Source organism: Streptomyces sp. NBC_01478 (assembly GCF_036227225.1).
Lineage (GTDB): Bacteria > Actinomycetota > Actinomycetes > Streptomycetales > Streptomycetaceae > Streptomyces.
On record NZ_CP109444.1, the window covers coordinates 3,120,792 to 3,139,682 of the forward strand.

General features: G+C 69.7%; 22 protein-coding genes and 1 pseudogene. 6 read left to right on the forward strand and 17 right to left on the reverse strand.

Going from position 1 to position 18,891, the window contains the following annotated elements:
- Positions 1–8: 8 nt before the first annotated feature.
- Together OG223_RS14075 and OG223_RS14080 are read right to left on the reverse strand one after the other, a co-directional pair.
- Positions 9–1,241 (reverse strand): WD40 repeat domain-containing protein, encoded by a 1,233-nt coding sequence (locus OG223_RS14075; RefSeq protein WP_329247353.1) that lies wholly within the window; start codon positions 1,239–1,241, stop codon positions 9–11.
- On the reverse strand, positions 1,238–1,795 hold the full coding sequence (locus OG223_RS14080) for a SigE family RNA polymerase sigma factor (RefSeq protein WP_329247356.1): 558 nt from the start codon (positions 1,793–1,795) through the stop codon (positions 1,238–1,240). The genes OG223_RS14075 and OG223_RS14080 overlap by 4 nt, the downstream gene beginning before the upstream one ends.
- A gap of 142 nt (positions 1,796–1,937) precedes the next feature.
- Between OG223_RS14080 and OG223_RS14085 the strand changes: the two genes are divergently transcribed.
- Positions 1,938–2,444 carry a hypothetical protein gene (locus OG223_RS14085; protein WP_329247358.1) on the forward strand — a complete coding sequence of 169 codons (507 nt, stop codon included), beginning with the start codon at positions 1,938–1,940 and terminating at the stop codon, positions 2,442–2,444.
- A gap of 52 nt (positions 2,445–2,496) precedes the next feature.
- Here OG223_RS14085 and dapD read toward each other — a convergent pair whose 3' ends face one another.
- The 5 genes and pseudogenes from dapD to OG223_RS14110 all read right to left on the reverse strand — a co-directional run bounded on the left by dapD (position 2,497) and on the right by OG223_RS14110 (position 6,299).
- Positions 2,497–3,486, reverse strand: coding sequence for a 2,3,4,5-tetrahydropyridine-2,6-dicarboxylate N-succinyltransferase (dapD, locus tag OG223_RS14090; protein ID WP_329247361.1), 990 nt, complete (start codon positions 3,484–3,486; stop codon positions 2,497–2,499).
- Positions 3,487–3,633: 147 nt separating this feature from the next.
- Positions 3,634–4,629 carry a CU044_5270 family protein gene (locus tag OG223_RS14095; RefSeq protein WP_329247364.1) on the reverse strand — a complete coding sequence of 332 codons (996 nt, stop codon included), beginning with the start codon at positions 4,627–4,629 and terminating at the stop codon, positions 3,634–3,636.
- Positions 4,630–4,631: 2 nt separating this feature from the next.
- Positions 4,632–5,272, reverse strand: a pseudogene (locus OG223_RS14100) (RNA polymerase sigma factor).
- Positions 5,273–5,427: 155 nt separating this feature from the next.
- Positions 5,428–5,979, reverse strand: a complete 552-nt coding sequence (locus tag OG223_RS14105; protein WP_329247367.1) for a TetR/AcrR family transcriptional regulator — start codon at positions 5,977–5,979, stop codon at positions 5,428–5,430.
- On the reverse strand, positions 5,979–6,299 hold the full coding sequence (locus OG223_RS14110; protein WP_329247370.1) for a DMT family transporter: 321 nt from the start codon (positions 6,297–6,299) through the stop codon (positions 5,979–5,981). The genes OG223_RS14105 and OG223_RS14110 overlap by 1 nt, the downstream gene beginning before the upstream one ends.
- A gap of 148 nt (positions 6,300–6,447) precedes the next feature.
- Here OG223_RS14110 and OG223_RS14115 point away from each other — a divergent pair, with 148 nt between their 5' ends.
- A complete protein-coding gene (locus OG223_RS14115) occupies positions 6,448–7,329 on the forward strand; it encodes an AbfB domain-containing protein (protein ID WP_329247372.1) in 882 nt (293 codons plus the stop codon).
- Here the strand turns inward: OG223_RS14115 and OG223_RS14120 are convergent, their stop codons facing one another.
- The 9 genes from OG223_RS14120 to OG223_RS14160 form a co-directional block, all read right to left on the reverse strand.
- The gene (locus tag OG223_RS14120; RefSeq protein ID WP_329247374.1) at positions 7,330–7,713 is read right to left on the reverse strand and encodes a VOC family protein; all 384 of its coding nucleotides are present in this window, start codon (positions 7,711–7,713) and stop codon (positions 7,330–7,332) included.
- A gap of 44 nt (positions 7,714–7,757) precedes the next feature.
- Complete coding sequence (locus tag OG223_RS14125) at positions 7,758–8,096, reverse strand: metal-sulfur cluster assembly factor (RefSeq protein ID WP_019060535.1); 339 nt, start codon at positions 8,094–8,096, stop codon at positions 7,758–7,760.
- Complete coding sequence (gene sufU, locus OG223_RS14130; RefSeq protein WP_329247375.1) at positions 8,093–8,566, reverse strand: Fe-S cluster assembly sulfur transfer protein SufU; 474 nt, start codon at positions 8,564–8,566, stop codon at positions 8,093–8,095. Before sufU ends, OG223_RS14125 begins: the two co-directional genes overlap by 4 nt.
- A gap of 18 nt (positions 8,567–8,584) precedes the next feature.
- Entirely contained in the window at positions 8,585–9,841 is a 1,257-nt protein-coding gene (locus OG223_RS14135) for a cysteine desulfurase (RefSeq protein ID WP_329247378.1), read from the reverse strand.
- Positions 9,838–10,605: a Fe-S cluster assembly ATPase SufC gene (gene sufC, locus OG223_RS14140; RefSeq protein ID WP_329247381.1), complete on the reverse strand. Its 768-nt coding sequence runs from the start codon at positions 10,603–10,605 to the stop codon at positions 9,838–9,840. The genes OG223_RS14135 and sufC overlap by 4 nt, the downstream gene beginning before the upstream one ends.
- A 7-nt stretch (positions 10,606–10,612) precedes the next feature.
- The gene (locus OG223_RS14145; RefSeq protein ID WP_200689345.1) at positions 10,613–10,930 is read right to left on the reverse strand and encodes a non-heme iron oxygenase ferredoxin subunit; all 318 of its coding nucleotides are present in this window, start codon (positions 10,928–10,930) and stop codon (positions 10,613–10,615) included.
- Positions 10,930–12,147, reverse strand: a complete 1,218-nt coding sequence (sufD, locus tag OG223_RS14150; RefSeq protein ID WP_329247386.1) for a Fe-S cluster assembly protein SufD — start codon at positions 12,145–12,147, stop codon at positions 10,930–10,932. The genes OG223_RS14145 and sufD overlap by 1 nt, the downstream gene beginning before the upstream one ends.
- Before the next feature lie 62 nt (positions 12,148–12,209).
- Positions 12,210–13,634, reverse strand: coding sequence for a Fe-S cluster assembly protein SufB (sufB, locus tag OG223_RS14155; protein WP_019060529.1), 1,425 nt, complete (start codon positions 13,632–13,634; stop codon positions 12,210–12,212).
- Positions 13,631–14,362, reverse strand: a complete 732-nt coding sequence (locus tag OG223_RS14160; protein ID WP_329247390.1) for a helix-turn-helix transcriptional regulator — start codon at positions 14,360–14,362, stop codon at positions 13,631–13,633. The genes sufB and OG223_RS14160 overlap by 4 nt, the downstream gene beginning before the upstream one ends.
- Positions 14,363–14,522: 160 nt before the next feature.
- On the opposite strand from OG223_RS14160, the gene OG223_RS14165 reads away from it, so the two are divergent.
- Genes OG223_RS14165 through OG223_RS14180 form a run of 4 tightly spaced genes read left to right on the forward strand, consistent with a single transcriptional unit; the run spans position 14,523 to position 18,119 of the window.
- Positions 14,523–15,335, forward strand: a complete 813-nt coding sequence (locus tag OG223_RS14165) for an aminoglycoside N(3)-acetyltransferase (protein ID WP_329247392.1) — start codon at positions 14,523–14,525, stop codon at positions 15,333–15,335.
- A gap of 30 nt (positions 15,336–15,365) precedes the next feature.
- Complete coding sequence (locus OG223_RS14170; RefSeq protein WP_329247395.1) at positions 15,366–16,289, forward strand: ABC transporter ATP-binding protein; 924 nt, start codon at positions 15,366–15,368, stop codon at positions 16,287–16,289.
- A 56-nt stretch (positions 16,290–16,345) separates the two neighbouring features.
- Positions 16,346–17,062: an ABC transporter permease gene (locus OG223_RS14175; RefSeq protein WP_329265270.1), complete on the forward strand. Its 717-nt coding sequence runs from the start codon at positions 16,346–16,348 to the stop codon at positions 17,060–17,062.
- A 46-nt stretch (positions 17,063–17,108) separates the two neighbouring features.
- Positions 17,109–18,119 (forward strand): COX15/CtaA family protein, encoded by a 1,011-nt coding sequence (locus tag OG223_RS14180; protein WP_329247398.1) that lies wholly within the window; start codon positions 17,109–17,111, stop codon positions 18,117–18,119.
- A 22-nt stretch (positions 18,120–18,141) separates the two neighbouring features.
- Here OG223_RS14180 and OG223_RS14185 read toward each other — a convergent pair whose 3' ends face one another.
- Entirely contained in the window at positions 18,142–18,891 is a 750-nt protein-coding gene (locus OG223_RS14185) for a nucleotidyltransferase domain-containing protein (RefSeq protein WP_329247400.1), read from the reverse strand.

The following is an 18,891-nucleotide window of genomic DNA, read 5'->3' on the forward strand; positions in this document are numbered from 1 at the left end:
CGAGGTGCTCAGCGCTGCGCGAACACGGGCTGCCAGCGTCCGGCGCTGGCGTCGGTGCCCTTGCGGAAGCCGCTCAGCGGTACCTCCTTGTCGCTGCCGATGGTGACCAGCACGAGCCGCTGGTGGAACTCGCTCTTCCCCTCCCCCTCCCCCTTCCCGACGTCCCAGGCGACGAGCGACTTGTCGTCGGCCCAGGCGAGCAGTTGCTGTCCGTGGACCTCGGTCTGCGCGCCGGTGGCGGAGTCGGTGACGTAGGACGAGGTGGTCCATTTCCGGCCCGCGAAGTCACCGGCGACGCGCTTGCCGTCGGGGGACATCCCCGCGTCGACGTACGAGAGCAGGTACTTGCTGCCGTTCTCCGGTGCGGGGACCTCGGCGCCCGTGGAGTCGTAGAACAGCTTGTTGACCTCGTCGGAGGCGATGCCGCCGGCCCAGACGTACCTGCCGTCGGGGGTGGGGGCGAAGTCCTGGCGGTTGTTGACGAAGGTGCTCAGGCCGTCCGCGCGCCGGCCGCCGACCGCGACCCCGCCCCAGGTGCCCTTGCCGGAGGCCACGTCGAGGACGTAGAAACCGGTGCGGCTCGACAGCCGTTCGGGCTCCCCGGCGTTGGGGTCCGCCGGATGGAAGTCCGCGTCGGGGTTCTGGGTGTAGGTCGTCGCGACCAGTTTCCGGCCGTCGGCCGAGAAGGCCAGCCCGCCGACCTTGTGGCCGACCTGGATCCACCGCTTCACCTCGCCGGTGGCCAGGTCGAGCAGGCCGATCCGGGAGGCGGGCAGGGTCCGTTCCAGGACGGCGGCGGTCTTCAGGCCCGGGGCGACGGCGACGATCGACCACTTCGGGGACTTCACATAGGTGCCGGTCTTCCGGTCGAGCAGCCAGTAGGTGCGCTCGGAGACGGTTTCCGTGGCCGATTTCTTGACCGTGGTCGGGATGTAGTAGGCGGCAAGTGCCGTGTTCCCGGCGGCGATCAGCTCGTGCGGCGGCGACTGGCTCGGGTGGGCGCTCACCTTGTCCCCGTCCACGACGCCCGACGGACGGACGTCGCTCTTCCCCGAGTCGAGCAGGGGCACGCCGACCGCGACGGCGACCACGGCGACCGTGGCTGCGACGACGGTCACGAGCCTTCGGGTACGGCGGCGCCGGCGGACGGCGAGCACCCAGTCGGCGAACCCCGGTCCCGCCGGGGGCTGTTCGGCGGCCTGCTCGCGCAACGTGTCGCGCAGGAGATCGTCGACATTCACGGGCGCACCTCCACGGGCGAGTGGTCACGGGGCGACCGGAGTTCGGCGTCGGCCGGGCCCAGGGCGGCCAGTTCGGGCGCGAGGGCGCGCAGCCGGGCGAGGGAACGGTGGGTGGTGGACCGCACGGTGCCGACCGAACAGCCCAGCAGCCGGGCCACGTCGGCCTCCGGCAGGTCCTCGAAGTACCGCAGCACCAGGACGGTGCGCTGGCGGGCGGTGAGCCGGGACAGCGCCTCGCGCATCACGACGCGCAGCTCGGCGGCGGCCGAGGCGTCCGAGGGCGCGCGGGTCTCCGGCGGTTCGGCGACGGTCAGTTCGCGTCTTCGCCACTTCAGCCGCCACCGGTTGACCTGCTGGCGGTAGAGGATCTGCCGTACATACGCCTCGGGTTCGTCGATCCGCTCCCACCGCCCGGCCGCCTTGGCCAACGCGTTCTGCAGCAGATCCTCACCGGCGTACCGGTCTCCCCCGCTGAGCAGCACGGCGGTCCTCAGCAGCGCCGACGACCTGTTGTCCACGAAGTCCCGGAAACCTTCCAGCCCTTCGGCATCCATCGTCACCTTCACTCACTTCCCCGACGGCACCCGATGCCCCGCCCCTGTGATCCCTGGGACGCGCGCGGACGGCTTCCGCTATGCCTGTCGGGACAAGAAAAATTCCGCCCACCTCGCACGACCGCTGTCCTACGGTGACCATATGAGCCGCCGCCCCCTGCTGTTCCTCGACGTCGACGGGCCCCTCAATCCGTACGCGGCGCAGCCGGAGCGCCGCCCCGAGGGCTATACGACGATCAGGGCCGCCGTGCGACCGGGCCGCCCGCTCCGGGTCTGGCTGAACCCCGCGCACGGCCCGGCGCTCCTCGGCCTCGACTACGACCTGTGCTGGGCGACCACCTGGATGGCCGCCGCGAACCGCTGGATCGCCCCGGTCGTAGGCCTGCCCGAGCTGCCGTACGTCGACTTCGGCGACCGTCTGTTCGCCGAGCGGCCCGACGGGGTCCACTGGAAGACGGAGGCGATCGTGGCGTACGCCGAGGGCCGCCCGTTCGCCTGGGTGGACGACGAACAGGGCGCGGCGGACGGTGACTTCGTGAGCGTCCACCATCCCGGACCGGCCCTGCTGCACCACGTGAATCCCCGACTCGGGCTGCGGGAGGGGGACTTCGCGGTGCTGGCGGGGTTCGCGGCGGCCGTACGGACGTGAGTGAGCGCCCTCCCGGCAGGCGGAAGGGCGCTCAAGTCACTTCACGGCACTGCTAGTTGTGGCTGTGCAGGATCTCGTTCAAGCCGCCCCAGACCGCGTTGTTCGGGCGGGCCTCGACCGTGCCGGTGACCGAGTTGCGGCGGAAGAGGATGTTGGAGGCGCCGGAGAGTTCGCGGGCCTTGACGATCTGGCCGTCGGGCATGGTGACGCGGGTGCCGGCGGTGACGTAGAGGCCGGCCTCGACGACGCACTCGTCGCCGAGCGCGATGCCGACGCCCGCCTCGGCGCCGACCAGGCAGCGCTCGCCGATGGTGATGCGGACGTTGCCGCCACCCGACAGCGTGCCCATCGTGGACGCGCCGCCGCCGATGTCCGAGCCGTCGCCGACCACGACGCCGGCGGAGATCCGGCCCTCGACCATGGACGTGCCGAGCGTGCCGGCGTTGAAGTTGACGAAGCCCTCGTGCATGACCGTCGTGCCCTCGGCGAGGTGCGCGCCCAGGCGGACCCGGTCGGCGTCGGCGATGCGGACGCCCTTGGGGGCCACGTAGTCCGTCATGCGCGGGAACTTGTCGATGGAGGTGACCTGGAGGTGCAGGCCCTCGGCGCGCGCGTTGAGCCGCACCTTCTCGACGTCGTCGACGGCGACCGGGCCGAGCGAGGTCCAGGCGACGTTGGCGAGGAAGCCGAACATGCCGTCCAGGCTCTGGCCGTGCGGCTTGACCAGGCGGTGCGAGAGGAGGTGCAGGCGCAGGTAGACGTCGTGCGCGTCGAGCGGCTTGTCGTCGAGGGAGGCGATGACCGTGCGGACCGCGATCACTTCGACGCCCCGGCGGGCGTCCGGGCCGAGCGCCTTGGCCGCGCCGGCACCGAGCAGTTCCACGGCACGCTCGGCGGACAGCCGCTCGGTGCCGGCGGGGCCGGGTTCGGCGGACAGTTCGGGCGCGGGGAACCAGGTGTCGAGAACGGTCCCGTCGGCGGCGACGGTGGCGAGCCCGGCGGCAACGGCGCCGGTGGTGCGAGGTGCGGTCGTGTCGGTCATGAGGGAAACCTAACCTGGCGGGGGCGGCGGGGACCAACTCGTCCGCGGGGCGTCTCAGGGAACGACACGCCCGTACGCCTCTCGGCGGTGTTTCGGGCGGCCCGCACTCCCCTCGTGGTGCGGGCCGCCCGTGCTCGGAGTGCCGGGTCAGCCGCGTTCGCCGGCCTTGTCCACCACCGCCCGCGCGGCGATCGCGTTGCCGCCGACGACCTTGCCGTCCTGGACCATCCGCATGCCGACGATCCGGTAGGTCTGCGGGTCGAGCAGCCACTGGTCCGCCATGGACTCACCGGACTTGGGGTTGTCCTCCCTGGCGTAGCTCAGAGCGATCACCCGGCGCCCCGAGGCGTCCTTCACCAGGTGGTCGGCGACCGTCCCGCCGGGCAGGGTCGCGAGGGCGCGGTAGAGCGAGGCCAGCCCCTTGGACGGCATCACGTCGGCGGTCAGCAGGACACTGATCTCCGTGTAGTCCGACTCGGCCTGGGGCACCCCCTTGCCGTCGACGATGGCGTTCTTCGCACGGAGGTACGTGAGGGTCTGCTGCGCGCCGGCGGGCAGCGCGTCCAGCACCCGGTACAGCTCGCGCGGCGAGCGGTCGTCGCCCTCACCCCCGTTCTCCAGGTGCATCTCGGTGATGGAGAGCTTGGACTTCTGCCCCTTGGGGACAGGATTCTCGGAGGCCATCGCGCTGCCGTCGTACCGGATCCAGCCCGGTTGCTCGATCGCCGCCTTGCCCAGCACCTTCACGAGCCCCGGATCGGGCGACTCCGACATCTGCAGGGTGTAGATCCACTGATCGGCCCTCGGTACGGCGGCGTCCGGCTCCTTCTCGACCAACTCGGCCGCCCGCTCCAGGAGTTGAGCCGCGCTCAGCCCCTTCAGGCGCACGCTCGGCGTGGCCGCGGGCTCCACCTTCCGGCTGCCGGGGGCGGTCCCGTCCAGCAGCACGGTCACGGTGACGGCCACGGCGGTGACCGCGGCCACGACCGCGACGATCACGAACTCCCGCCGCCGCCACAGCCCTTGGCGCCGTTCCTTGGTCCGTGCCGCCTCGGTCAGCCGCGTACGCCCCGCCGCGAGCCGTCCGCGGTCGGGGGCCGGTGCTTCGGCGCGCAGTTCGCGCACCCGTGTCATCTCGTCCATCGCTACGCCACCTCCGCCGCGTCGTTCACGAATGCGGGATCGGCGCCCAGTGCCGAACGCACCTTGCGCCGCGCCCGGTTGAGCCGGGAGCGGACGGTGCCGACCGGGATGTCCAGCGCCTCGGCGACCTCCTGATAGGTGAGGTCGGCCCAGGCGACGAGCAGCAGGACGTTCCGGTCGCCGGCCGACAGCGCGGCGAGGCCACCGGCGAGCGGGCCCTGCGCGGCGATCCGGCTGTCGGTGTCCTCGACCCAGGAGTCGCCCCAGGACGCGGCGACGGGGTCATGCCCGGTGCGGGCCAGCGCCTTGAGCGCCCGCACTTCGGTACGGCGCTGCTTGCCGATCAGGTTGCCCGCGATGCCGTACAGCCAGGGGCGCGCGTTGGCGCGTGTCAGGTCGTAGCGCGAGCGGATGCGGAACGCCGCGAGGAAGGTGTCCGCGATGGGGGTCCCCCCGCGCGAGCGCATTCGAGCGTGGGGGAGTCGTCGGCCGCGCCGTCCCCCAACCTCCGCGCGGCGAACCGGTGGATGTCCGACGCGTACCGGTCGTAGAGCAGGGCGAACAGCTCCGGCTGCTCCAACGACCGGGCGACGACCTCCGCGTCGTCCCCGGCCCGCGCCGCCTCCGGCGGTGGTCCACTCACAGAACTCCCCCGATTCGTCTCTGCCGATCGCCGTGCTGTCGACTGCTGTTACCCGGTGGGGGCCAAAGAGTTCACGGGGGTCGGAGAGTTCATGGGGCCGGAGAGGTCACGGGGGCATCAAGTCCACGCGAGCACGAGGGGCAGGGGCAAGCGCCTCAGCTCTCCGCCGGCCGCGGGATCACCCGCCCCAGCACCTCGCGCGCGAACTCCTCGTCGTAGGCCGTGTCCGTCAGCAGCACCTGAAGACAGATCCCGTCCATCAGCGCGACCAGCGCCCGCGCGGTCAACGGGTCGGTGCGCCGGGCGAGTTGCTCGGCCAGATCCCGGGCCCACTCGTCGGCGACGGGGCGCAGCGCGGGGCGGCGCAGGGCGGCCAGGTACAGCTCGTACTCCAACTCGACGCCGGTGCGGTCGCCCGCGAGCCACTCCCCCATCCACCCGGCGAGTTCCCCGGCCAGGTCGGTACGCGGGTCCTCCAGGCCGCCCCGCGCGGCGATCACCTTGGCGAAGCCCTCGTTGGCCTGGCGCAGTGCGGCGACCATCAGTTCGTCGAGGGTCGTGAAGTGGTACGTCGTCGAGCCGAGCGGCACATCGGCCTCGGCGGCGACGGAGCGGTGGCTGAGGCCGGCGATGCCCTTCGCCCCGACCACCCGGATCGCCGCGTCGATGATCCGCTGCCGCCGCTCGGGGTCGTAGCGCCGGGCCATCAGTGCGCGCCGCCGAGGTTGAGGACCACGACCCCGACGATGATCAGCGCGATGCCGGCGGCCTTCGCGAGGGTCATCCCCTCGCCCAGGAACACCGTCCCGATGCCCACGACGGCGGCGGTGCCGAGGCCGGCCCAGATCGCATAGGCCGTACCCACCGACATGGACTTCAGCGTCTGCGCGAGCAGCGCGAAGGAGAGCACGTATCCGAGGACCGTGAAAACCGAGGGCCACAGCCGGCTGAAGCCGTGGCTGAACTTCATGGCGGTGGTGCCGCCCACCTCCGCGGCGATCGCCGTGAGGAGCATCAGGAATCCCATGTGTACGAGTGTACATAACGAAATCTCATAGAAACCGCTCACTGAAACGGCTGCTCACACCCCTCTCGCTCCACTACTGTTTCACCGTTCACACACCTGGCTCTCACGGTCACGGCCGTCGCCATGGGCTCCGCTGGAGGAACAGCGCATGCCAGACAGTTCACCCCCGCCTTCCCTCAACTCCCCCTGGGAGAACGGCTGGACCCCCGACAACTCCCGGCCCCCCGGAACCCGCCGGCTCTGGCTGGCCGGGGCGCTCGCCCTGACCACCGTCCTCACCTGTGTCGCGGCAATCGCCGTGATGGACAAGTCATCTGACGACGTATCACGGACGAAGCGCGCCGACCCGACGACACCCGTCGGCGCGGACGGCCCCGGCCTGCTCTCCTACGCCTCACCGTCGAAGCAGGGCACGCCCACGGCCGACGGGCACACGCCCGCCTCCGCGAAGGCGTCCGGCGCATCGGCCGGGGCGGCCACGGCGGGAGACAGCGCCACGCCTTCCGCGAAAGCGCCGTCCCCCTCCAAGTCGACTTCATCTCACGGGAGTTCGGCAGGGGGTTCCACCGGAGGTTCGTCGGGAGGTTCGTCCGGCTCGTCGAGTTCCTCGGCCAACCAGAAGTCGGTCCGCTCCGTCAACTACCCGGACCGCTACTGGCAGGTGAGCGGCGACTTCGTCAAGCTCAACCCGGTCAGCTCCACCGCGGCCCGCCGCGCCGCCACCTTCACCGTGGTCAAGGGCCTTGCGAACAGCTCCTGTTACTCCTTCGCGACGGCCGACGGCGGCTACCTCCGCCACCGCGACTTCATCCTCCGCGCGGAACGCAACGACGGCACCCCTCTCTTCAAGAAGGACGCCACGTTCTGCCCCCGCACATCGTCCTACTCGGGCGCGGTGATGCTGGAGTCGGTCAACTACCCGGGCCGCTACCTCCGCCACCAGAACTTCCAGCTCAAGCTGGACCGCTACCAGAACAGCAGCCTGTTCCGGTCGGACTCGGCGTTCCGGCTGGTGGCCGGGCTCAGTTAGTCAGACACGGGTATCTCGAAAGGCGATCAGCGAGGCCTTGGGCCGGAGGACGCAGAACTCGTTGCCTTCGGGGTCGGCGAGCACCACCCAGCCCACGGTCTTGTCCTGCCCGACATCGACCCGCCGCGCACCCAGCGCGAGGATCCGCTCGACCTCGGCGTCCTGGTCGTCGGGGGCGAGGTCGAAGTGCAGCCGGTTCTTGGTTCCCTTCGGCTCGCTCACCGGCATGAAGCAGATGCCGGTGTCCGCGAACTCGTCGGGTCCGATGACCACTTCACGCGGCTTCTCGGAGAGCACCCGCCAGTCCAGCACCCCGCACCAGAAACGGGCGAGCCCCGGAAGGTCGTGGGTGTCGATGACGATGTGATGCAAAGAAACGGCCATACCCCGAAGGTATGGCCGTTTCCGGTGTGTCGGACAGCTCGGACTCAGACGTTGAACCCCAGCGCCCGAAGCTGATCGCGGCCGTCGTCCGTGATCTTGTCCGGGCCCCACGGCGGCATCCACACCCAGTTGATGCGGAGTTCGTTGACGAGGCCGTCCGTCGCGGACTTGGCCTGGTCCTCGATGACGTCCGTCAGCGGGCAGGCCGCCGAGGTCAGCGTCATGTCGATGGTCGCGATGTTCGCGTCGTCGATGTGCACGCCGTAGATGAGGCCGAGGTTGACGACGTCGATACCCAGTTCGGGGTCGACCACGTCGAGCAGGGCCTCGCGGACCTCCTCCTCGGAGGCGGGCTTGATCTCCATCGTCTCGGTGTCGCTCATGCCGTCTTCCTTTCCGCGTCGGCGTCGGCTCCGCCCAGGGCCTGGGCCGTCGCGTCCTTCCATGCCATCCAACTGAGGAGGGCGCACTTGACCCGTGCCGGGTACTTGGAGACACCGGCGAACGCGATCGCGTCCTCCAGCACCTCCTCCATCGCGTCGTCGGGCTCGGTCCGGCCCTTGGACTGCATCAGCTCCAGGAAGGTCTCCTGGATCTTCTGCGCCTCGGACAGCTCCTTGCCGACGAGGAGGTCGTTCAGTACGGAGGCCGATGCCTGGCTGATCGAGCAGCCCTGGCCCTCGTAGGAGATGTCCGTGATCTGCTCACCGTCGTACTTCACGCGCAGCGTGATCTCGTCGCCGCACGTCGGGTTGACGTGGTGCACCTCGGCGTCGCCATCCCGCAAGCCCCGCCCGTGCGGGTGCTTGTAGTGGTCCAGGATGACTTCCTGGTACATCGAATCCAGCTTCACGGTCTCAGTTCACGTCCCTCAGCCGAAGAAGTTCCGTACGTGCTCCAAGCCGTCGACCAGTGCGTCGATCTCGGCCGGCGTGGAGTACAGATAGAACGACGCTCGCGTGGTCGCAGGAATTCCGTAGCGCAGGCAGACGGGCCGCGCGCAGTGGTGGCCGACCCGGACCGCGATGCCTTCCTCGTCCAGCACCTGGCCCACGTCGTGCGGGTGGATGTCGCCCAGCGTGAAGGAGATCGCCGCGCCCCGGTCCTCGGCCGTGGTGGGGCCGATGATCTTCAGGTCGGGGACGTCCAGCAGGCGCTTCACCGCGTACTCGGTCAGCGCGTGCTCATGGGCGAGGATCTTGTCCATGCCGATGGCCGACAGATAGTCGATCGCCGCGCCCAGTCCGACCGCCTGCGCGACCGGCGGGGTGCCCGCCTCGAACTTGTGCGGCGCCGGGGCGTACGTCGACGAGTGCATCGACACGGTCTCGATCATCTCGCCGCCGCCGAGGAACGGAGGCAGGTCCTCCAGCAGCTCCTGGCGGCCCCAGAGGACGCCGATGCCCGTCGGGCCGCACATCTTGTGGCCGGTGAAGGCCACGAAGTCGGCCTGGAGCGCCTGGACGTCCAGCGGCATGTGCGGCGCGGCCTGCGAGGCGTCGATCAGGACCAGGGCCCCGACCTCCTGCGCACGGCGCACGATCTTCTCGACCGGGTTGACCGTGCCCAGGATGTTGGACACCAGCACGAAGGAGACGATCTTCGTCTTCTCCGTGATGATCTCGTCTATGTTCGACAGGTCCAGCCGGCCGTCGTCGGTGAGGCCGAACCACTTCAGCTTCGCGCCCGTGCGCTGCGAGAGCAACTGCCACGGCACGATGTTGGAGTGGTGCTCCATCTCCGTGATGACGATCTCGGTCTCGTGGTCCACGCGGTAGGGCTCGTCGGCCCAACCCAGCATGTTCGCCACGAGGTTGAGCGACTCGGAGGCGTTCTTGGTGAAGATCACCTCGTCGCGGCTGGGCGCGTTGATGAACGTCGCGACCTTGTCGCGCGCGCCCTCGTACAGCGCCGTGGCCTCCTCGGCGAGCACATGCACACCGCGGTGGACGTTGGCGTTGTAGCGCTCGTAGTACTCGTTCAGGGCGTCCAGCACCTGGCGCGGCTTCTGTGAGGTCGCCGCGTTGTCCAGGTACACGAGCTTCTTACCGTCGTGGACCGTGCGGTCCAGGATGGGGAAGTCCTTGCGGAGCGCCTCGGTGTCGAGGAGGCCCGGCAACTGCGTCACGCGGATACGCCACCCTTCACGGTGTAGGCCTCGTAGCCCTCGTTCTCCAGCTTGTCGGCGAGCTCGGCGCCGCCGGACTCGACGATCTTGCCGCCGGAGAAGACGTGTACGAAGTCGGGCTTGATGTAGCGCAGGATGCGCGTGTAGTGCGTGATCAGCAGGGTGCCGACCTCGCCGCTCTCGCGGACGCGGTTGACGCCCTCGGAGACGACGCGCAGGGCGTCGACGTCCAGGCCGGAGTCGGTCTCGTCGAGGATCGCGATCTTCGGCTTGAGCAGCTCCAGTTGAAGGATCTCGTGGCGCTTCTTCTCACCGCCGGAGAAGCCCTCGTTGACGTTGCGCTCGGCGAAGGCCGGGTCCATGGAGAGGCGCTCCATGGTCTCCTTGACCTCCTTCACCCACGTACGCAGCTTCGGCGCCTCACCGCGGATCGCGGTGGCGGACGTACGAAGGAAGTTGGAGACGGAGACGCCGGGGACCTCGACCGGGTACTGCATCGCGAGGAACAGGCCGGCGCGGGCGCGCTCGTCGACGGACATCTCCAGGACGTCCTCGCCGTCGAGGGTGACGGTGCCGCCGGTGATCGTGTACTTGGGGTGACCCGCGAGCGAGTAGGCGAGGGTCGACTTGCCGGAGCCGTTCGGGCCCATGATGGCGTGGGTCTCGCCCTGCTTCACGGTGAGGTCGACGCCCTTGAGGATCTCCTTCGTGGCGTTGTCGGCCTCGACGGTGACGTGCAGGTCGTGGATTTCAAGCGTTGCCATGGGTTCCTCAGGACTCCTGGGTGAGGGAGACGAGCACGTCGTCCCCTTCGATCTGTACGGGGTAAACGGGTACGGGGCGCGTGGCGGGCAGGCCGGAGGGCTTGCCGGTACGCAGGTCGAACGCGGAGCCGTGCAGCCAGCACTCGATCTGGCAGTCCTCGACCTCGCCCTCGGAGAGCGAGACGTTCGCGTGCGAGCAGATGTCGTTGATCGCGAACACCTCTCCCGCGGTACGGACGACCGAGACCGGCGTGCCGTCGAGTTCCACCCGCTTCGGGGTGTCCTCCTCCAGCTCACTCAGCCCACAGGCGCGTACGAACGACATCAGACCGACGCCTCCAGCTCCGCGTCGATCTTCTCCAGCAGCCGCTCCTGGATGTCGGTGACACCGATCTGCTGGACCAGTTCGGCGAAGAAGCCGCGGACCACGAGACGGCGGGCGTCGTCGGCGGGGATGCCGCGGGCCATCAGGTAGAAGAGCTGCTCGTCGTCGAAGCGGCCGGTCGCGGAGGCGTGTCCGGCGCCGACGATCTCGCCGGTCTCGATCTCCAGGTTCGGCACGGAGTCGACGCGGGCGCCGTCCGTCAGCACGAGGTTGCGGTTCATCTCGTACGTGTCGGTGCCCTCGGCGGTGGCCTCGATGAGCACGTCACCGATCCACACGGCGTGGGCGCCCTCGCCCTGGAGCGCGCCCTTGTAGACGGCGTTGGACTTGCAGTGCGGGACGTTGTGGTCGACCAGGAGGCGGTGTTCCTGGTGCTGGCCGGCGTCCGTGAAGTACAGGCCGAACAGCTCGGCCTCGCCGCCGGGTCCGGAGTAGGCCACACGCGGGTGCAGTCGTACGAGGTCGCCGCCGAAGGTGACGACGAACGACTTGAACGTGGCGTCCCGGCCGATCAGCGCGTTGTGCTGGCCGACGTGCACGGCCTTGTCGTCCCAGTCCTGGACGGAGACGACGGTCAGCTTGGCGCCGTCGCCGACGATGTAGTCGACGTTGGCGGCGAGGACCGCGTCACCGGTGTGGTCGATGACGACGACGGCCTCGGCGAAGGCTCCCAGCTCGACGACCTGGTGGCCGTAGGCGACCCCGCCCTCGCCGTGCACGACGATGCGGATCGGCTCGGTCAGGACCGTCTCCTTGGGGACGGTGACGACCGAGGCCTTCTCGAAGGACGAGTAGGCCTGCGCGGCCACGCGGTCCACCGGGGTGCCGGCCTTGCCGAGCCGCGCGTCGTCACGGCCGACGGTTTCCACGACGACCCCGTCGGGGGCCCCGATGGCGACCTTCACGCCGCCGCCGTCGGCGACCGCGGTGCCGTCGTGCAGCCCGCGCAGGCGCTCCAGCGGGGTGAACCGCCACTCCTCCTCGCGGCCGTGGGGGACCGGGAAGTCCGCCACGTCGAAGGAGGGGGGCGCGCTCATGCGCGTGGCGACGGTCGACTCGGCGGCAACTGCCACCGCGCCGGCGGTGGTTGACCCCACCGATGGGGGTCCCCCCGCATGAGCGGAGTCGAAGGTGGGGGCGCTCTGAGCCTCAGCCATGGCTGTCGGTCTGCTCTCTTTCCTGCGTCAGAATTCGCTTGCTGCTTTAAAGAAGACCGGTGTTAACCGACCGAACCTTCCATCTGCAGCTCGATCAGCCGGTTGAGTTCGAGGGCGTACTCCATCGGCAGCTCCTTGGCGATCGGCTCGACGAAGCCGCGCACGATCATCGCCATCGCCTCGAACTCGGTCATGCCCCGGCTCATCAGGTAGAAGAGCTGGTCGTCGCTGACCTTGGAGACGGTCGCCTCGTGACCCATGGACACGTCGTCCTCGCGGACGTCCACGTACGGGTACGTGTCGGAACGGGAGATGGTGTCGACGAGCAGCGCGTCGCACAGCACGTTCGACTTGGAGCCGTGGGCGCCCTCGCCGATCTCGACGAGACCGCGGTAGGACGTACGACCGCCGCCGCGCGCCACCGACTTGGAGACGATGTTGGAGGAGGTGTTCGGCGCCATGTGGACCATCTTGGAGCCGGCGTCCTGGTGCTGGCCCTCGCCCGCGAAGGCGATGGAGAGGGTCTCGCCCTTGGCGTGCTCGCCCATCAGGTAGACGGCCGGGTACTTCATCGTCACCTTGGAGCCGATGTTGCCGTCGATCCACTCCATGGTCGCGCCCTCGTACGCCACGGCGCGCTTGGTGACCAGGTTGTAGACGTTGTTCGACCAGTTCTGGATGGTCGTGTAGCGGCAGCGGCCGCCCTTCTTCACGATGATCTCGACCACCGCGGAGTGCAGGGAGTCCGAGGAGTAGATCGGCGCCGTACAACCCTCGACGTAGTGCACATAGGCGCCCTCGTCGACGATGATCAGCGTCCGCTCGAACTGGCCCATGTTCTCCGTGTTGATACGGAAGTAGGCCTGGAGCGGGATCTCTACGTGCACGCCCTTCGGCACGTAGATGAAGGAGCCGCCGGACCACACGGCGCTGTTCAGCGACGCGAACTTGTTGTCACCGACCGGGATGACGGTCCCGAAGTACTCCTTGAAGAGCTCCGGGTGCTCCTTCAGCGCGGTGTCGGTGTCCATGAAGATGACACCCTGCGCCTCGAGCTCTTCGTTGATCTGGTGGTAGACGACCTCGGACTCGTACTGGGCCGCGACACCGGCGACGAGGCGCTGCTTCTCCGCCTCGGGGATGCCGAGCTTGTCGTACGTGTTCTTGATGTCCTCGGGCAGGTCCTCCCAGGACTCCGCCTGCTTCTCCGTGGAGCGCACGAAGTACTTGATGTTGTCGAAGTCGATGCCGGAGAGGTCGGAGCCCCAGTTCGGCATGGGCTTCTTCTCGAACAGGCGCAGGCCCTTGAGGCGGAGCTTGGTCATCCACTCCGGCTCGTTCTTCTTGCCGGAGATGTCCCGGACGACGTCCTCGTTGATGCCGCGCTTGGCGGAGGCACCGGCCACGTCGGAGTCGGCCCAGCCGTATTCGTACGTGCCCAGACCCTCGAGCTCGGGGTGGGCGGTCTCCTCGATGGGGAGCGTCATGCGGGGTTCCTCCCGGCGGTACGTGCAGATGAGTCAGATGGATCGGAAACGGTCTTGGAAATCTTCGGGATAAACGTGGTGCACACGCCGTCGCCGTGGGCGATGGTGGCCAGTCGCTGGACATGGGTGCCGAGCAGTTGGGAGAAGAGCTCGGTCTCCGCCTCGCACAGTTGCGGGAACTGCTCGGCGACATGGGCGACCGGGCAGTGGTGCTGGCAGAGCTGCTCACCGACCGGTGCGCTACGCGCCGTAGCAGCGTACCCGTCCGCGCTCAGGGCCTTGGCCAGGGCTTCCGCGCGATTCTCGGGGGCCGCGGCCTCGACGACCTTGCGGTAGGCGATGGCCTGGGCGGCCATGCGGTCGCGGGCGAAGGCGACGACGGCGTCGTCCCCGCCGCTGTGCGCGGCGATCCAGCGCAGCGCGTCCGCGGCGAGCTTGTCGTAGGACTGGTCGAAGGCGTCCCGGCCGCAGTCGGTCAGGGCGAACACCTTTGCGGGGCGGCCGCGCGTGCGCGCTCCGTAGACCCGCTGCTCACGTGCTTCCACGACGTCGTCGGCGACGAGTGCGTCGAGATGACGGCGTACGGCGGCCTGGGTCAGTCCCAGTCGGCCGGCGAGGTCGGTCACGGTCGACGGGCCGTGGTCCAGGATGGAGCGCGCGACACGGTTGCGGGTGGACCGCTCACCGGTCGCGAGTTCCTCCTGCGGAGCCTCGCCAACGTTTTTCACAACGCCATTGTTGCGTAATTCCTCAGAGCCTGACAACCCGCGCCCGGCGGATGGACGGTGCGCTGCATCACTTAGGCATACCTAATCTGACCTGCGAAAACGATCTTTGATCGATCAATTCACTGGTTCCGCCGACCCCCTTCGAGGACACTCCAGGACCATGCCCACACCCCCTCCCACCGGCCCACTTGTCACCCGGGACACAGTCGCCGCACACTTGCGCGAGCTCGGCGTCCACCCCGGTGAAACCCTCCTCGCGCACACCTCCCTCAGCTCCCTCGGATGGGTCTGCGGAGGCGCCGTGTCGGTCGTCCAGGGCCTCCTCGACGCGCTCGGCCCGACCGGCACCCTGGTGGTCCCCGCCCAGTCCGGCGACCTCTCGGACCCGGCCCACTGGGGAAACCCGCCGGTCCCCCGCGCGTGGTGGGACACCATCCGCGCGTCCATGCCGTCCTACGACCCCCTCGTCACGCCCTCGCGCGGTGTCGGCGTCGTCCCGGAGACCGTGCGCACCTGGCCCGGCGCCCTGCGCTCCGCGCACCCGCAGACGTCCTTCGCGGCGATCGGCCCGCGCGCGGGCGAGATCCTCGACGGCCACGCGACCGACTGCCGGCTCGGCGAGCGCAGCCCGCTGGCCCGTCTGGAGGGCCTCCACGCGCGCGTGCTGCTGCTCGGCGCGGGCTACGACACCTGCACCAGCTTCCATCTCGCCGAGTACCGGATCCCGTCCCCGCTGGTCGAGCTCGGCCGTCCCGGCCCGGACGGCTGGGAGACGGTGACCGAGGTGTCGATCTCCTCCGACCGCTTCGACGAACTGGGCCACGACTTCGAACGGGACCGTCCCGTCGTACGGGGAAAGGTGGGCGCGGCCGACGTACGGCTGTTCCCGGTGGGCGACGCCGTGGCCTACGCCGAGCGGTGGCTGCCCCTGCACCGTCCCCGTGAGGAGGAGATCCCGCACCCGCCGCTCTGAGGCCGGGTTCGCCTACCTAGACTCGGGCGCATGCGAAGTGAGCCCGTGCTCCAGGTCCAGGCCCTGGTGAAGCGGTACGGCACGAAGACCGCGGTGAACGGCCTCGACCTGGTGGCCGGTACGGGTGTCACGGCGGTGCTCGGCCCCAACGGAGCGGGCAAGACGACCACGGTCGAGACCTGCGAGGGGTACCGGAAGCCGGATTCCGGCACGGTGCGCGTCCTGGGCCTCGACCCGGTCCGCGAGTCCGCCGCGCTGCGCCCCAGAATCGGCGTGATGCTCCAGTCCGGCGGCGTCTACTCGGGCGCCCGAGCCGACGAGATGCTCCGCCACATCGCCAAGCTGCACGCGCACCCGTTGGACGTGGACGCCCTCATCGAGCGCCTGGGGCTCGGCAGTTGCGGCCGCACGACGTACCGCCGGCTGTCGGGCGGCCAGCAGCAGCGGCTCGCGCTCGCGATGGCCGTCGTCGGCCGCCCGGAACTGATCTTCCTGGACGAGCCGACCGCCGGCCTCGACCCCCAGGCCCGCCGCGCGACCTGGGACCTCATCCGCGACCTCCGCACGGACGGCGTCTCGATCGTCCTCACGACCCACCACATGGACGAGGCCGAGCAACTCGCCGACGACGTCGCCATCATCGACGCCGGCCAGGTCATCGCGCACGGCTCCCCCGAGGACCTGTGCCGCGGCGGCGCCGAGAACACCCTCCGCTTCACCGGCCGCCCCGGCCTCGACGTCGGCTCCCTGCTGAAGGCCCTCCCGGCCGACTCCACCGCCGTCGAACTGACCCCGGGCTCCTACCGCGTCGGCGGCAAGGTCGACCCGCAACTGCTCGCCACGGTCACCTCGTGGTGTGCGCAGCACGGGGTGATGCCGGAGAAGATCTCGGTCGAACGGCACACCCTGGAGGACGTTTTTCTTGAGCTGACCGGCAAGGAGCTGCGCTCGTGACCACGACTGTCCCTGGGACATACACCCCGCAGCCCGGGGCGGCGCCCCTCCCCCGCATGATCGCGGCGCAGGCGATCCTCGAAACGAAGATGCTCCTGCGCAACGGCGAACAGCTCGTCCTCACGGTGGTCATCCCGACCCTCCTGCTGGTCCTGTTCAGCTCGGTGGACATCGTCGACACCGGCAAGGGCAAGTCCGTCGACTTCCTCACCCCCGGCATCCTCGCCCTCGCCGTGATGTCGACGGCGTTCACGGGCCAGGCCATCGCGACGGGCTTCGAGCGCCGCTACGGCGTCCTGAAGCGCCTCGCGTCCTCCCCGCTGCCCCGCTGGGGCCTGATGACCGCGAAGACGGCGTCGGTGCTGGTGACGGAGGTCCTCCAGATCATCCTGCTGACGGCGATCGCCTTCGCCCTGGGCTGGTCCCCGCACGGCAACCCGTTCGCGGTGTTCCTCCTCCTGATCCTCGGCACGGCGGCCTTCTCGGGCCTGGGCCTCCTGATGGCGGGCACGCTGAAGGCGGAGGCCACGCTGGCCGCCGCCAACCTGGTGTTCCTGCTGCTGCTGGTCGGCGGCGGGGTGATCGTGCCGATGGACAAGTACCCGCCGGGGGTGCAGGACGTGCTGGGCCTGCTGCCGATCTCGGCCCTCTCGGACGGCCTGCGCGACGTGCTCCAGCACGGGGCCGGGATGCCGTGGGGCGACCTGGGGATCCTGGGCGTGTGGGCGGTCGTCGGGCTGGCCGCGGCGGGGGCGTTCTTCCGCTGGGAGTAGGCCCGTGCCGGACCCTCGTGAAAGCGTGCACAAGCACCCCCTTACGATGGTCCCCGTGCCCAACGTGACCCGTGCCGACGTCGTAGCCGCCGCACGCAACCCCCTCGCCTTCATCGCCGCACGCTGGACCCCGGATCCCCGGACCGTCCAGCGGGCGGCGCTCGCCGCGCTCGTCATGTCGGTGGTCATCGTGGTCACCGGCGGTGCCGTGCGGCTGACGGGCTCCGGGCTCGGCTGCCCGACCTGGCCCAAGTGCACGGACGACTCGCTCACCACGACCAGCGCGATGGGCTTCCACGGAGCCATCGAGTTCGGCAACCGGATGCTGACGTACGTCCTGTGCGCGGCCGTCGGCTGGGCGATCATCGCGGCACGCTCGGAGAAGCCGTACCGCCGCGCCCTCACCCGACTGGGCTGGGCGCAGTTCTGGATCGTGATGAGCAACGCGATCCTCGGCGGGATCGTGGTGCTGGTCGGCCTCAACCCGTACACGGTCGCGGCCCACTTCCTGCTCTCCTCGGCGCTGATCGCGGTCGCCGCGCTGATGTGGCAGCGCAGCCGGGAGGGCGACGGTGAGCCCAAGCCGCTGGTCGGCAAGGCCGTGCAGCAACTGGTGTGGTTCCTGGTCACCGCCTCCGTGCTGCTGATCGCGGTCGGCACGGTGGTCACCGGCGCGGGCCCGCACGCGGGCGACTCCAAGGAGGTCGACCGGATCCCGATCGACTGGGAGACGGTCGCCAAGCTGCACGCGGTGCTCGCCTGGATCGTGGTCACGCTGACGTTCGCCCTGTGGTTCGTCCTCAAGGCGGTCGACGCTCCCAAGGGCCCCCTGGACCGCACCCGGGAGCTGTTCCTGATCCTGCTCTCCCAGGGCGTCATCGGTTACGTCCAGTACTTCACGAACCTCCCCGAGGCCCTGGTCGCCCTCCACATGCTCGGCTCCTGCCTGGTGTGGATCGGGGTGCTGCGCGTGCTGCTGTCGCTGCGCGAGCGGCCCGACGTGCTCGCCGACCTGCCGGGCCCCTCGGCCGAGCAGTCGGTGCCCACACGCGCGTGAAGCACCACCCGCAATAAACGGCTCACCCGTAGCGGGTCACCAAGTCGTCGATCGCCGGGCCGAGATAGGCCCGGGTCAGCTCCGCCCTGCGGTGGAGCCAATCACCCTCTACGGAGGCGGCGGACGGGACCGTGTCGTCGTAACGCCGCCGTACGACGTCCTCTACGACCTCCACCGGAGCGCCGAGCGCGGGCAGCAGGTCGAGTGCCTCGCGCTTGGTGATCAGGCGGCCGTCCCGTCGGGTGACCGTCGCGCGGGCGAAGGTGGTCAGGCCGACCTCGACCCAGCCGTTCTCGAGCCAGAGCTGCGGCTTGTCGACGGCCGGCCGCCAGAACTCCCGCTGGTCCCGTACGACGAACTCGGCCAGCTCCTGGTCCGTCACCTCCGGCAGCAGGTCCTTCGGTGATCCGCCGTGCAACACCCGCCCGAAGTCGTGCAGTTCACGTCGGGTGACGGCAGTGACGGGCCGGCGGGTGACGTGGTCGTGGGCCCAGGTGAGGTGGCGCTGGTTCGGGGCGTCCTGGGTGCCCGGGGCGAGGTAGCTGCAGTGCAGGCGGACGGCGAGGGGGTCGGTGCGCAGCCCTCGGTGCAGGGCGACGAGCTGGCGGGCGGTGCTCGGCTTGAGGGGATGGTCGAGGATGGCTATCAGGTCCAGGTCGCTGCGGCCCTCCTGGTAGTCGCCCCCGGCGAGCGAACCGTGGGCCCACACGGCGACGGGTTTCAGCGGGGCCAGTTCGTTCAGGAAGCGGGCGAGCAGCGCGTCGGTCGGCAT